The following is a 12234-nucleotide window of genomic DNA, read 5'->3' as shown; positions in this document are numbered from 1 at the left end:
TCGATCCGGCCTCACCGCGTGTCACCCGTGGATGCGGTATCGCTGCCCCTCCGCCGGAACGGCCCCCATGGTTACTGACCCGCGGTGGGAACGAGGTCGAAGTGGTCGGTTTGGTATTGGAACAGCAGGCATTCCGCGCCGGGGGCGCAGCCGCTCAGGTGAGGGATGTCGGCGGTCAGGGTGTAGAAGGAACCGGCGGGGTAGTCGATGCGTTTGCCGTCGAAGATGGCGTAGAAGGTGCCGCTGAGGACAACGGTCGGCAGGTCACTGGTGTGGGTGTGGCGCGGATTGTCCTTTCCGGCGGGGAATTTCACGAAGGCTTCGTAGGGACCGTGGCCCGCGAGGTCGCCCCGCACATTGGCGTATCGGACACCACCGCTGCCGGGGAGTTCGGTCCAGGACAGGTCGGCCGCGGGGAACGAGATGGCGGGGCCGCTAGCCGCCGGGGGCGGGGTGGTTGTGGGCGGTTGGGCCGCGGAACCGCTCTCGCAGGCGGTTGCCGCGATCGCCACCGCCAGTGCGGGCAGGGCGACGCGGGCGATGCGGTGAGCGGGCTTCGGGGCGAGCGATGTCATCGAGAATCTCTTTCCACTGGCTATCGGATCGCGTCCACGATCTCGCGGCCGGCCTCGGCTCGACAGTGGCTCGCGTGCCTACAATCAACGGATTCGGGCCAGCGGAGTGTGGGAGTTCAGCAGTGGATGTGATCGCCGTCGTGGCCTTCGACCGGATCAATCCGTTTCATCTATCGGTGCCGTGCCTGGTGTTCGGTGAGGAACAGCCCTCGCCCGAATTGCCGCCGTGCGAGATCCGGGTGTGCACGCCCGATGCCGCGCCGATCGTCACCACCGCCGGATTCACCGTCAGCACCGGGCACGGGCTGGACGAGGTGGCGGGCGCGTCGATGGTGATCGTGCCCAGTTGGCCCGATCCGGATCTGCCCGCCCCGCCCGCGATCATCGACGCGATCCGCACCGCGCACGACAATGGTGCCCGCGTGGTGGGGTTATGCCTGGGCGCGTTCGTTGTCGCCGATACCGGACTGCTGGCGAACCGACCGGCCGCCACCCACTGGAAATGGGCCGATGTCTTCGCCCGCCGGTTCCCGGATGTGCTGCTGGATCGCGAATCGCTGTATGTCGATGACGGCGATATCGTCACCTCGGCCGGAACCACGGCCGCGATCGATACCTGCCTGCATCTGCTGCGCCGCCAGCACGGCGCGGAACTGGCCAATCGTGTCGCACGGCGGCTGGTCGCGCCGCCGCATCGCGAGGGCGGGCAAGCGCAGTTCATCGAACATCCTTTGCCCGCAACGGGTTCCGGACATCCACTGACGAGCACGCTGCACTGGGCGATAGCGCATCTCGATGAGGATCTGTCCGTCGATCGCCTGGCCGCGCGTGCGAATATGAGCCGCCGGACATTCACCCGCCGGTTCCGCGAGACCGTGGGCACCGGAGTGGCCGCATGGGTGGCCACACAGCGCATAGCCATGGCCCAGCGCCTACTCGAAACCGGTGACCATCCCATAGACCGCATCGCAGATCTCTGTGGCTTCGGCAGTGCGGTCACGATGCGTGAACAGTTCTGGCGTGCCCTCGCCACCACCCCGTCGGCGTACCGCCGCACCTTCCGGGGTCCAGCCCTTCCCGTTGCCGAGCGGCCCGGCGGCCCGGCCCGGCCCGTACCGGTCAGCTGAGCACGTATCCGCCGCTGGGGTTGGAGTAGCGGCTGTCGTCGACATTGTGGAGCATGGCCGCCATCGCGCGCAGGTGCTCGCCGAGGGCGGCGACCGCGGCGTTCTCTTCCGAAGCGGCGGAACAGGTTTCGGGGTTGGTCATCGGTGGCCTTCCGTGGTGGCGGGGGTGCGCAGGTGATGGTCGGTCAGTCGCTGATAGGCATCGCCCGCGCGCAGCACGGTCGCTTCGGCGAACGGCCTGCCGCTCAGGGATGCGGACAGGGGCGTGTGTTCGCTCGACATGCCTATCGGGACGGCGAGTGTCGGGTTGCCGAGGGGGTTCCAATACGGCGTGTGCAGGGAGGAGAGCACATCGAGGGGCCGCAGCTGATCGATGGCGTCCAAGGCCGGTGCGCCGAGGTGACCGGTCGGGGTCAGGACCAGATCGACGCGGGTGAACAGTTCGGCCATCCGCTGCTGTGCGATGCGTCGAACCCGTTGCGCCTGAATGTAATCCGCACCGCTGACGGCGTCACCCGCGGCGAGGATCACGCGGGTGCCGCGACCGTAGTCGGTCCATCGGCTGCGCAGGTCCCGGCGATGATAGGTATGCGCCTCGGCAAGCATGACCAGCACATCGATCGCGGTGACCTCCGGGTACATCGGGATCTCCACGGGCACGACGGTCGCTCCGGCCTCGCGTAGCGCGGTGATCGCGTCGGCGAAGAGCGCGGGTTGCGCCGGGTCGATGCCGCCGGTGGCGTAGCGGTCCAAATCGTCTACGCCGATGGTGATTCCGTGCAGATCACCGGTCAGGGCGGCGGGATAGTCGTCGAGTGCGGCGGGGGAGCTGTACGGGTCGCCCGGTTCGTATCCGGCGATCACCGATAGCAGCACGGCGCAGTCCGCGGCGCTGCGCGCCATCGGCCCGACATGGTCGAGGGTGTATCCGAGCGGCACCACTCCGGATTTGGGCACTCGGCCGAAAGTTGGCTTCAGCCCGGTGATTCCATTGAAGGCGGCGGGAATTCGAATGCTGCCCGCGGTATCGGTGCCGATCGCGCCCAGGAACATCCCCGCCGCCACCCCGCTGCCGGAACCCGAGCTGGAACCGCCCGCCCAGCGGGTCCTATCCCAGGCATTGCGCGGAATCGGGAAGGGCTTCTCCGGATCGGGTGCGCCGATCGCGAATTCCATGGTGGTGGTCTTACCGGTGACTATGGCCCCGGCCTGTTCGAGCCGGGACACGACGGCGCAATCGCCGGTGGTGGTACCCCATTCCGGGGCCAGTACGAGGCTCTGCGCGGTGGTGGGAGCGTGTGCGTGCGCGAGAATATCCTTGACGCCCAGGGGAATTCCGTCGAGCGGGGCCAGCGGTTCGCCCGCCGCGAGCTTGGCGTCGACCTGTTCGGCCCGCGCACGCGCGCGGTCGTCGAATCGAGCCAGGAAGACGCCGAGATCGGGATCCGCGTCGGCGGCGGCCAGGGCGGTGTCGACCAATTCGACCGCGCTCACCTCACGGCGGCGCAGTGCGGCGGCCGCGCTGGTGACCGTCGAAAACGCCACGGGGACAGTCGTAGTCATCAATACCTCACTGTTATCGGGGGAGGGTGCCGGTCAGATCGATGCGGGGGATGGCCCCGATTCGGAGCTGAATTTCGCTGCGACAGGTGCCCAGCGCGTAGTCGATCGCCTGACCGTCGTGATTGCGAATGGTCTGCTCCAGCAGCAGTACGGGCTCACCGGGCAGCACGTGCAGCAGCGCTGCCGCGTAATCGTCGGCGCGCGCGGCTTGCAGGCCGACATCGAAGGCGGTGAAGTCGATACCGCCCGCGTGCAGCAGGGAATAGAAATCCTCGCGAAAGACGGTCAGGTCGACCCGCGCGGCTTCGGGTGCGCGCAGATAGTTGGTGAACAGGCCGATCGGCCGCTGATCGAGCAGCAGCACGTATTCGATGCACAGGCAGTCATCGCCGACCGAGATGCCATCCAGATGGTCGGCGATCACCCGGGTCGCCGGAACCCACGCCCAATGCAGCAGGCGCGGGGATATCCGGCCCAGCGCCAGATGCTCCTCGAGCGAACGGCCCTCGGGCGGAAGTGCGCCCGCGACAAGGTATTCCGCGCGGACCGGCACGGTGCCCACACCGCGCCGCCGCTCGATCAATCCGGCATTGCGCAGCAGGTCGAGCGCCTCGCGGACCACATCACGCGAGGCTTGGTACTGAGCCATCAATTCGGCTTCGCTCGGCAGCCTGCCGGAGGCGAAAGCGCCGTCGCGCAGGGCGGCACGGAGCAGATCGTGCAACCGCCGGGCAATCAGCTGGGAGGAGGCCGGTAGGCACTCCCGCACCTGCGCGCCGAACAGGGTGCGTTCCAGTGCGGTATCGGGTGCACCGGTTCGGCTGGGGCGCTGTTCGCTGGAGGACATAGTCGTACTGTGCCCAGGGGCAGGTTACGCGACAAGTAGTTGCCGTAAAGGTCCAGTTACGCGGCCGAACAGTGCGACGGAGTGGGCTTTGAACTGCGAAAAGAGTCTGCCCCGCGAGAGATTCGCGGGGCAGATCCGTCAACGTCGGGTGAGCGGCGGTCGCAATCCGAGATGTTCGCGGAGGGTCGTGCCCTCATACGCGGCCGGGTACGAACCGCGTTCCTGCAATTCCGGAACGAGCAGGTTCACGATGTCGTCCAGGCCGGTCGGCACCAGATACGGGGTGATATTGAAACCATCGCTGGCGCCGTGCCGGACCCAGCGGGTCAATTCGTCGGCAACCTGTCCGGGAGTACCGGCGAAGCCGAATCGCGCGGTGGTTTCGATGGCCACCTGGCGCAGCGTGAGATTGCGGGATTCGGCGAGCGCGCGCCACTGCGCGACGAGCGCGCCGCGGTCCTGTCCGTCACGCTGCGTGCCGCGGGTGCCCGAGATCACCGACTGCTCGGCGTCCTCGGCGGGCAGCGGCCCGTCCGGATCCAGGTGCGAGAGATCGCGGCCCCAGACCTGACCCGCTAGCGAGAGCGCGGTAGCACCGGTGATCTGCTGTTCGAGCACCCAGCGCTTCTTCTCCTCGACCTCGGATTCCCGCTCGGCCAGCACGATTTGGGTGCCGGGCAGGATGCGGATGTCATCGGCCGGGCGACCGGCCGCCACCAGTCGCGCGCGAATATCGTCGGCGAATTCGAGGGCGGGATCGAAATTGGTTCCGAAGGGGGAGAAGATGACTTCGGCGTGCGCGGCCGCGAAATCGCGGCCCTGCGGTGAGACTCCAGCCTGGAAGATCACCGGGTGGCCCTGCGCGCTGCGCGGCAGGGTCGGGGTGATGGACACCCGGAAATGCTCGGTCTCGCGTTCGACGGTGCGCACCGAACCCGGTGTCAGCCAAGATGAGTCGCGGCGCGAGGACGCAATGGCGTTGTCGGACCAGGAATCCCAGATCTCGCGAGCGGTGCCCAGGAACTCGGCGGCACGGTCGTAGCGGTGCGCATGGTCCAGAAACCCACCGCGCCTGAAGTTTTCGCCGGTCCACGCGTTATCGGTGGTGACGACGTTCCACCCGGCGCGGCCGCCGGAGATCACATCGAGTCCGGATAGTCGCCGTGCCAGGTCGGCGGGCTCGTTGTAGGTGGTGTTCTGGGTGGCAACCAGGCCGATGCGGTCGGTGATGCCCGCCAGCGCCGCAAGCTGGGTGATGGCATCGGGGCGGCCCGCGATATCGGTGTCCAGGAGTTGCCCGTCCTGTTCCCGCAGCCGCAATCCCTCGCCTAGGAAGAAGGCGTCGAACAGTCCGCGTTCGGCGGTGGTCGCGACGCGGCGGAAGGTTTCGAAATCGATCTGCGAACCACTGCTGGGATGGGACCAGATGGTGTGGTGATTGACGCCCTGGAAGAAGACACCGAAATGCACTCGGGCATCGGGGAAACGGACCTCGCTCATCGGGTGAGCTCCTTCGCGTAACGGTTGGCGGGACGGGGGAGTCGCAGGTTCGCGCGCAGGGTCGAACCGGGCACCGGGCGATGCGCGATACCCGCGCGCAGCAGGGCGGGCAGGACGTAGTGCGCGAGGGCGGGCAGGTCCTCATCGATCACCGCGAGGTGCAGACGCACGCCGTCGGCGTGCGCGGACAGCTCGGTCAACAGCGCGATGAGATCGGCGGTGCTGCCCGAAAAGTGCAGTCGCGCGGCGTGATCCGCGACGGTATCAGCGTCGAGTTCGGCGAGTCGCTCGCTTGCGCTCGCACCGGGGATATCCAGAGCGACGGTGAGATCGACCAGCACCCGCGGCACACCGGCCTCGCGTGCGAGCCGCACCGCTGTCAGTGTCTCCGCCACCGTCACACCGCTCACCAGCGCCACATCGAGACCGGATCCCGCTGTGTCGTAACCGAATACGACCACCTGTCCCTGCGGCGGCCGCGGCACGATCGACGGTCCCTTCACCGAGAACGTCTCCCCGATGAAATCGATGTGATGCAACCGATCCCGGTTCAGGAACTTCCCCGCCGCGTAATCCCGGACAACCGCGTCGTCCTCCCACGAATCCCAGAGCCGCCGCGCCACCTCGATGGAATTCACCCGCTCACGGCGTATCTCGTCATCGCCTACGCGCGGCGCGGCACCCCAGGTGCGCGCCGAACCCGGATCATCGGCGGCCAGCCACCCCGCACGTCCTCGCGACGCGTAATCCAAGCTCGCCAACTGCGAGGAGATATGGAACGGCTCGGCATAGGTAGCCGCCACCACCGGTACCAGCCCGAGCGTGCTGGTTCCGGCCGCGACGAACCCGGCGCGAGTCACCGCATCGATCCGTCCACCGATCGCTGTCGCGGACGGTGTGATCGAATCGTCGAAGCTCGCGAAGGTGAACCCAGCGTTTTCCGCCGCGGCCACCCGCGCTCGCAATACCTGTGGACCGAGTAACCGCTCCGGCTCATGGTCGGCGCGTCGCCACGCACCCGGGTGGTAACCCTCGCCGTCGAGCTCGATCCCCAGCGCGAACAGGCTCTTCCGGACTTCACTTTCGCTGCCCATACGTTCGATGCTCATCGAACCTGGCGGCATCCACCACGGTTGCCATCACTGTGATCCGAACCGCTCGCACCGGCCGGGTGCCCCTGACCGTGGGGTTCCGAGGTGGACAGCTAAAATTGGTGGTTCTTGTGTGTCCGGAGGGCGCACAATCGATCAGTTATCTGTCAGCACACCACCGCACGAGGAGACCGTCTGTGATCACCGCGACCGACCTGGAGGTCCGGGCCGGAGTCCGCACCCTGTTGACGGCGCCCGGGCCGGCGCTGCGGGTGCAGGCCGGTGATCGAATCGGGCTGGTCGGCAGGAACGGCGCCGGGAAGACCACTACGTTGCGCATTCTTGCCGGTGAGGGAGAACCTTACGCGGGCAAGGTGATTCGTTCGGGCGATTTGGGCTATCTGCCGCAGGATCCGCGTGAGGGCAATCTGGATGTGCTCGGGCGCGATCGGGTGCTGTCGGCGCGGGGGCTGGACACGCTGATCCGCGATATGGAGAAGCAGCAGACCATCATGGCCGAGGTGGCCGATGACGCCGCCCGGGATAAGGCCGTTCGCAAGTACGGGCAGCTCGAGGACCGGTTCTCGGCGCTGGGCGGATATGTGGCCGAGAGTGAGGCGGCGCGGATCTGTAGCAGCCTGGGGTTGCCGGATCGGGTGCTCGCCCAGCCGCTGCGCACGCTGTCCGGTGGTCAGCGGCGTCGAATCGAATTGGCGCGCATCCTTTTCGCCGCCTCGGACGGCAGCGGCGGCAAATCCGACACCACACTGCTGCTGGACGAGCCCACCAACCACCTCGACGCCGACTCCATCACCTGGCTGCGCGGATTCCTGCAGAACCACGAGGGCGGGCTCATCGTCATCTCCCACGATGTCGAACTGCTCGGTGACGTGGTCAACAAGGTGTGGTTCCTCGACGCCGTGCGCGGTGAGGCCGATATCTACAACATGGGCTGGAAGAAATACCTCGACGCCCGCGCCACCGATGAACAGCGCCGCCGCCGCGAACGCGCCAACGCCGAGAAGAAGGCCAGCGCGCTCAAGCAGCAGGCCGCCAAACTCGGCGCCAAGGCCACCAAAGCCGCTGCCGCACATCAGATGATCAAGCGCGCCGAACGCATGCTCTCCGAGGTCGATGAGTTGCGCGTGGCCGACCGGGTCGCCCGCATCAAGTTCCCGAACCCGGCGACCTGCGGTAAGACCCCGCTCATGGCGGAGAACCTGACCAAGATGTACGGCTCGCTGGAGATCTTCGCGGGTGTGGACCTGGCCATCGACCGCGGTAGCCGCGTGGTGATCCTGGGTCTGAACGGTGCGGGTAAGACCACGCTGCTGCGCCTGCTCGCCGGGGCCGAACAGCCCACCGCGGGCACGCTGGTGCCGGGCCACGGGCTCAAGGTCGGCTATTTCGCCCAGGAGCACGACACCCTCGACGACAACGCCAGCGTGTGGGAGAACATCCGGCACGCCGCACCCGACGCGGGCGAACAGGATCTGCGCGGACTGCTCGGCGCGTTCATGTTCTCCGGACCGCAGCTGGACCAGCCCGCGGGCACGCTGTCCGGCGGTGAGAAGACCCGTCTGGCGCTGGCCGGACTGGTGTCCTCGGCCGCGAACGTACTGCTGCTGGACGAGCCGACCAATAACCTCGACCCGATCTCGCGCGAGCAGGTCCTGGACGCGCTGCGCAGCTATGCGGGCGCGGTCGTCCTGGTCACCCACGATCCGGGCGCGGCCGAGGCGCTCAACCCGGAGCGGGTCATCATGCTGCCCGACGGCACGGAGGATCACTGGTCGCAGGATTACCTGGAGCTCATCCAGCTCGCCTGAGTCAGTGTGCCTCGGCCAGCAGCGTTTTCAGCTGGTCATGCGGGAGCGCGGGGGAGAAGTGTCCGTCGCGCCCCGTCATATCCGAGTTCACGATGAGCGCGTTCAGCACCGCCTCCTCGACCGCGTCGACAACCGCCGCATAAAAGCGGTCCATGCGATTCCACGGCAGCCGGGTCGTGGTGATCATCTCGTCGGCGCTCGGATCCCCCACGGGGAAACCGGTTTCCGACGGCCGGTCATCGGCGGTCGAGAACGCCAGGAACAGATCACCGGAGAACAGACTGCCGGTGGTTCCGGTGCGCGCCAAGCCGAATGGCACTCGACGCGCCATCGCCGTGCATTGCAGCGCGTGCAAAGGCGCGTCGGTTGCCACGATGACGATGACCGAGCCCGCACCGCCGGGGGCGGCCGGGGAACTGTCCGGTGCGGTGCCCCACGCCGTGGTCTCCTGCGGATTGCCCGTGCCGATCCGATCGCCGATGCGCCGCCCCGCGATCGTGAGTTCTTGGCGCGAACCGAAATTCGCCTGCAGGAAGACCCCGACCGTATAGGTCTCCGCACCGAAATCGACCAGCCGCGAGGCGGTACCGCTGCCGCCCTTGAAGGCGTAGCAGTTCATGCCCGTACCGCCGCCGACCGAACCCTCTTGAAGCGGACCGGATTCTGCGGCATCGAGGGCCTCGATGACGATCTCCGGCGTGATATGCCCGCCATTGATGTCATTGAGGTACCCATCCCAGGTCTCCGCGCACACGGGTAGCAGCCACTGCCGCGCCCATTCCGGATGCGTTCGATTGATCCATTCGATGGTCCCGCTGTGGCACGGCCCGATGGCATGGGTATTGGAGATGGTGATGGGCATGGTCAGCTCACCCACCTCGTCTATCCATGCGGTGCCGGTCATTTCGCCATTGCCGTTGAGCACGTACCGGCCCGCCGCGCACGGCCTGCCGACACCGGCGCGCCCGCGCGGGAGGATCGCGGTCACCCCCGTGCGCACCGGGCCCTGACCGCGCCGCAGCGGCCCGTCTCCGGAAATCAGCGTGCGATAGCCGACTTCGACCCCCGGCACATCGGTGATGGCGTTCCACGGCCCGGGGCGACCGCCCGGCTCGATGCCCAATGCCCGCGCCCGCGGCCGTCCATCGGGTGAAAACGCTTGGGTATCGGACATTTACAGCTCCTTCGGCGGTGTGACTATCTCGGGACAGCAGGTGGCGGTGCGGGCGTACGAGCAGATCAGCTGGGCGGCGCGGTTCTTGGTCATGGTGCGATTGCCGCTCACGATGTGCAGGCCGTACGCGTCCTCGAGCGCCACCAGATTCGCGGCCACGTCCAGCACCGGCGCGTCGATCAGGAAATGGCCCTGCGCCACACCGACTTCCAGCGCGTTCAGATAGACCGCGACCTGCTTGTCGAACAGCGAGGTGATCAGATCCCCGTGCTGCGGCGCGAGATTGGTGTACCCCTCCAGCCGGTACAGCGCGACCACCAGCGTGTCGGCATCGGAGGCCGGAAGTCCGGCCCAGATCAGCGCGCCCATCTTGCGGCGGGCATCGGCGATCTGGGTGACCATCTCCAGGCGAGCGGTGAAGAACCGGTCACTGGCCTCGTGATGCACCGTGCGCAGCAGGTTCTCCAGATCCTCGAAGTAGTAGTGCACCGTGCCCGGGGACACCCCCGCGAACTCGGCGACATCGCGAATCCGGACCTTGCCGACACCGCGGTCCACGACCGTGGCCAGGGCCGCGTCCAGAATCGTGCGGCGCGCCCGCTCCTGATCCTTCCGTCGTGCCATAACTGCCCTCCCGCTGTATTCATTGACAGCCAGTTAAGTGATTGTTACGTCGAAAACCAGGTATTGCCAGCGACTCCAGCTCATTCTTTGATTGTAAGTCAAAGAAAGGTCCGGTCATGACCACTCCCGTTCCCGCCGGTCGCGATGCCGACGAAACCACCACCAGCTACCGTCAGCAACTCTCGCGTGCCCTGGGCATGGGCGAGAACATCCTCATCACCCTGTCCGCGGTGACACCGGCCTCCAGCGTGTTCATCATCATTCCGGCGATCCTGCTGGCGGTCGGCGGCGCATCGGTGCTCACCCTGGGCATCGCCGCGATCGTCTCGGTCTTCGTCGGCCTGTGCTATGCCGAACTGGCGGCGCGCTATCCGATCACCGGTGGTGAATACACCTGGGCGGCACGGCTATTGGGACGGCCCATGGGATTCGCGCTGTTCCTGCTGACGCTGGTCAACGGCGTGCTGATCATCGCGGTGATCGCGCTGGGCACCGGAGACTATCTGGGCGTGGCCTTTTCACAATTGAGCGGCAAATGGGTCGGCGTCGGGGTGATCGTGGTGACGACCGGCGTCGCGGTGCTCAATATCAAGACCAATGCCTGGGTCACCGGGGTGTTCCTGGCCATCGAGGTCGCGGCCATCACGGTCCTGGTGTTCCTCGGCTTCGCGAATGTGGAACGTGGTCCCTCCGAATGGTTTCGGGCGACGACCGCCGGAATGAACGGGCTCGAACACGTCGGGGCGAGCGCGCTGGTGCCGCTGATTCCCGTGGCGCTGTTCGCATTCAACGGCTACGGGGCCGCGGTCTACTACGCCGAGGAGACCAAGAACGCCTCCCGGACCATCGGGCGGGTCATCATGGTGTGCCTGGCCGCGACCGTCGTGATCGAGATCGTGCCGCTCGCGGCCGTCGTGCTGGGCGCGCCGTCGATGGACGAATTGCTCACCAGCGCGGCCCCACTGAACTATTTCCTGACCGCGCGCGGCGGTTCGGTGATCAACACCCTGGTGAGCGTCGCCATCGCGATCGCCATCGTGAACGCGGTCATCGCCATCATCCTGCAGATCGCGCGCCTGGTCTTCGCCTCCGCCCGCGACCGCAGCTGGCCCGATCCCATCGACCGCGCCCTGAGCGGTGTGCACCCGCGCTGGCAGACACCGGTCGCCGCCACGCTCGTCACCGGAGCCATCGCCGCGATCGCCGCCGCCACACTGCCTTTGAACTGGTTGATCACCGCGACCGGCGCGGGATTGATCGTGGTCTACTTCTTCGTCGCGCTGGCGGCGCTGCGGGTGCGCCGCGAAAGGGCCACGGGCACCTATCGGATGCCGCTGTGGCCGCTGCCGCCGCTGCTCGTCATCGGCGTGATGGTTTATGCCGCTTATAGTTTGGGTCGCGATTCGGCCTCGCAACTGGTCGTCGCCGGGGTCACGCTGGTGCTCGGATTCGCCTACTACCTCGGCTATCTCCGTCCGCGCGCCGCCGATCGATGGGTACTGCCCGATCCGATCGCCGAGACCTGAGGTGACTCCGATCACAATGATTCATTGATCACAGCCGTCCGAGTCTCTAACCTGGAATGAGGCGCCCACGGCGACTCGGAGGAAGTCATGAGTGACAGGCCCGCACAGGGTAAAGCCGTATTGGGTAAAGGCACACGCGTGACGGGAAAGTCGCGAGACCGCCTGCAAACCCAGCTCAAGAAACAGTACGAAGCGGGGGCCAGCATTCGCTCCCTGGCCCGGGAGACCGGCCGCTCGTACGGTTTCATCCACAATGTGCTGGTGGAGTCGCATGTGCAACTCCGCAGCCGCGGTGGTGCGAACCGCCGGAAGGCGGCGGCGAAGGCCGGCAGCAAGTAATCGACACCGGGTCGGAAGTGGGTCGGCGGTGAAAACCGT

At 66.9% G+C, this 12234-nt stretch carries 12 protein-coding genes; 4 read left to right on the top strand and 8 right to left on the bottom strand.

All coding sequences use genetic code 11. The annotated features are described in order from the left end of the window. Positions 1-71: 71 nt before the first annotated feature. Positions 72-575, bottom strand: coding sequence for a hypothetical protein (locus tag ACFC0O_RS01270; RefSeq protein WP_375952672.1), 504 nt, complete (start codon positions 573-575; stop codon positions 72-74). A 122-nt stretch (positions 576-697) separates the two neighbouring features. On the opposite strand from ACFC0O_RS01270, the gene ACFC0O_RS01265 reads away from it, so the two are divergent. Further along, positions 698-1702 carry a GlxA family transcriptional regulator gene (locus tag ACFC0O_RS01265; protein ID WP_375952669.1) on the top strand — a complete coding sequence of 335 codons (1005 nt, stop codon included), beginning with the start codon at positions 698-700 and terminating at the stop codon, positions 1700-1702. Here the strand turns inward: ACFC0O_RS01265 and ACFC0O_RS01260 are convergent. From ACFC0O_RS01260 to ACFC0O_RS01240, 5 genes are all read right to left on the bottom strand, one after another. Beyond that, the gene (locus tag ACFC0O_RS01260) at positions 1695-1844 is read right to left on the bottom strand and encodes a hypothetical protein (RefSeq protein WP_375952667.1); all 150 of its coding nucleotides are present in this window, start codon (positions 1842-1844) and stop codon (positions 1695-1697) included. The two genes, ACFC0O_RS01265 and ACFC0O_RS01260, sit on opposite strands and share 8 nt — an antisense overlap. After that, a complete protein-coding gene (locus ACFC0O_RS01255; protein WP_375952664.1) occupies positions 1841-3265 on the bottom strand; it encodes an amidase in 1425 nt (474 codons plus the stop codon). Before ACFC0O_RS01255 ends, ACFC0O_RS01260 begins: the two co-directional genes overlap by 4 nt. Positions 3266-3278: 13 nt before the next feature. Then, positions 3279-4112 carry a GntR family transcriptional regulator gene (locus ACFC0O_RS01250; RefSeq protein ID WP_375952661.1) on the bottom strand — a complete coding sequence of 278 codons (834 nt, stop codon included), beginning with the start codon at positions 4110-4112 and terminating at the stop codon, positions 3279-3281. 138 nt (positions 4113-4250) lie between these two features. After that, a complete protein-coding gene (locus ACFC0O_RS01245) occupies positions 4251-5612 on the bottom strand; it encodes an NtaA/DmoA family FMN-dependent monooxygenase (RefSeq protein ID WP_375952659.1) in 1362 nt (453 codons plus the stop codon). After that, on the bottom strand, positions 5609-6721 hold the full coding sequence (locus ACFC0O_RS01240) for an LLM class flavin-dependent oxidoreductase (RefSeq protein WP_375952656.1): 1113 nt from the start codon (positions 6719-6721) through the stop codon (positions 5609-5611). Before ACFC0O_RS01240 ends, ACFC0O_RS01245 begins: the two co-directional genes overlap by 4 nt. A gap of 179 nt (positions 6722-6900) precedes the next feature. Here ACFC0O_RS01240 and ACFC0O_RS01235 point away from each other — a divergent pair, with 179 nt between their 5' ends. After that, positions 6901-8532, top strand: coding sequence for an ABC-F family ATP-binding cassette domain-containing protein (locus ACFC0O_RS01235; protein WP_364635207.1), 1632 nt, complete (start codon positions 6901-6903; stop codon positions 8530-8532). Between the two features lies 1 nt (position 8533). On the opposite strand, the gene ACFC0O_RS01230 is transcribed toward ACFC0O_RS01235, so the two are convergent. Both ACFC0O_RS01230 and ACFC0O_RS01225 read right to left on the bottom strand, forming a co-directional pair. Beyond that, a complete protein-coding gene (locus ACFC0O_RS01230) occupies positions 8534-9706 on the bottom strand; it encodes a P1 family peptidase (RefSeq protein ID WP_375952652.1) in 1173 nt (390 codons plus the stop codon). After that, complete coding sequence (locus ACFC0O_RS01225; protein ID WP_364635201.1) at positions 9707-10330, bottom strand: TetR/AcrR family transcriptional regulator; 624 nt, start codon at positions 10328-10330, stop codon at positions 9707-9709. A gap of 116 nt (positions 10331-10446) precedes the next feature. On the opposite strand from ACFC0O_RS01225, the gene ACFC0O_RS01220 reads away from it, so the two are divergent. Both ACFC0O_RS01220 and ACFC0O_RS01215 read left to right on the top strand, forming a co-directional pair. Beyond that, complete coding sequence (locus ACFC0O_RS01220; RefSeq protein WP_375952648.1) at positions 10447-11856, top strand: APC family permease; 1410 nt, start codon at positions 10447-10449, stop codon at positions 11854-11856. 87 nt (positions 11857-11943) lie between these two features. Continuing rightward, positions 11944-12195 (top strand): helix-turn-helix domain-containing protein, encoded by a 252-nt coding sequence (locus ACFC0O_RS01215; protein WP_364635196.1) that lies wholly within the window; start codon positions 11944-11946, stop codon positions 12193-12195. The last annotated feature ends 39 nt before the right edge of the window (positions 12196-12234 follow it).

The sequence above is a fragment of the Nocardia sp. NPDC056100 genome, from assembly GCF_042266325.1.
Taxonomy (GTDB): Bacteria; Actinomycetota; Actinomycetes; order Mycobacteriales; family Mycobacteriaceae; genus Nocardia.
This window is presented reverse-complemented; position numbering and strand designations above follow the sequence as displayed.

What these genes read in the sequence shown, in the direction of transcription:
- ACFC0O_RS01270 (WP_375952672.1), bottom strand. Translation starts at nt 575, where the DNA reads ATGACATCGCTCGCCCCGAAGCCCGCTCACCGCATCGCCCGCGTCGCC.
- ACFC0O_RS01250 (WP_375952661.1), bottom strand. Translation starts at nt 4,112, where the DNA reads ATGTCCTCCAGCGAACAGCGCCCCAGCCGAACCGGTGCACCCGATACC.
- ACFC0O_RS01220 (WP_375952648.1), top strand. Translation starts at nt 10,447, where the DNA reads ATGACCACTCCCGTTCCCGCCGGTCGCGATGCCGACGAAACCACCACC.
- ACFC0O_RS01245 (WP_375952659.1), bottom strand. Translation starts at nt 5,612, where the DNA reads ATGAGCGAGGTCCGTTTCCCCGATGCCCGAGTGCATTTCGGTGTCTTC.
- ACFC0O_RS01240 (WP_375952656.1), bottom strand. Translation starts at nt 6,721, where the DNA reads ATGAGCATCGAACGTATGGGCAGCGAAAGTGAAGTCCGGAAGAGCCTG.
- ACFC0O_RS01230 (WP_375952652.1), bottom strand. Translation starts at nt 9,706, where the DNA reads ATGTCCGATACCCAAGCGTTTTCACCCGATGGACGGCCGCGGGCGCGG.
- ACFC0O_RS01255 (WP_375952664.1), bottom strand. Translation starts at nt 3,265, where the DNA reads ATGACTACGACTGTCCCCGTGGCGTTTTCGACGGTCACCAGCGCGGCC.
- ACFC0O_RS01215 (WP_364635196.1), top strand. Translation starts at nt 11,944, where the DNA reads ATGAGTGACAGGCCCGCACAGGGTAAAGCCGTATTGGGTAAAGGCACA.
- ACFC0O_RS01225 (WP_364635201.1), bottom strand. Translation starts at nt 10,330, where the DNA reads ATGGCACGACGGAAGGATCAGGAGCGGGCGCGCCGCACGATTCTGGAC.
- ACFC0O_RS01260 (WP_375952667.1), bottom strand. Translation starts at nt 1,844, where the DNA reads ATGACCAACCCCGAAACCTGTTCCGCCGCTTCGGAAGAGAACGCCGCG.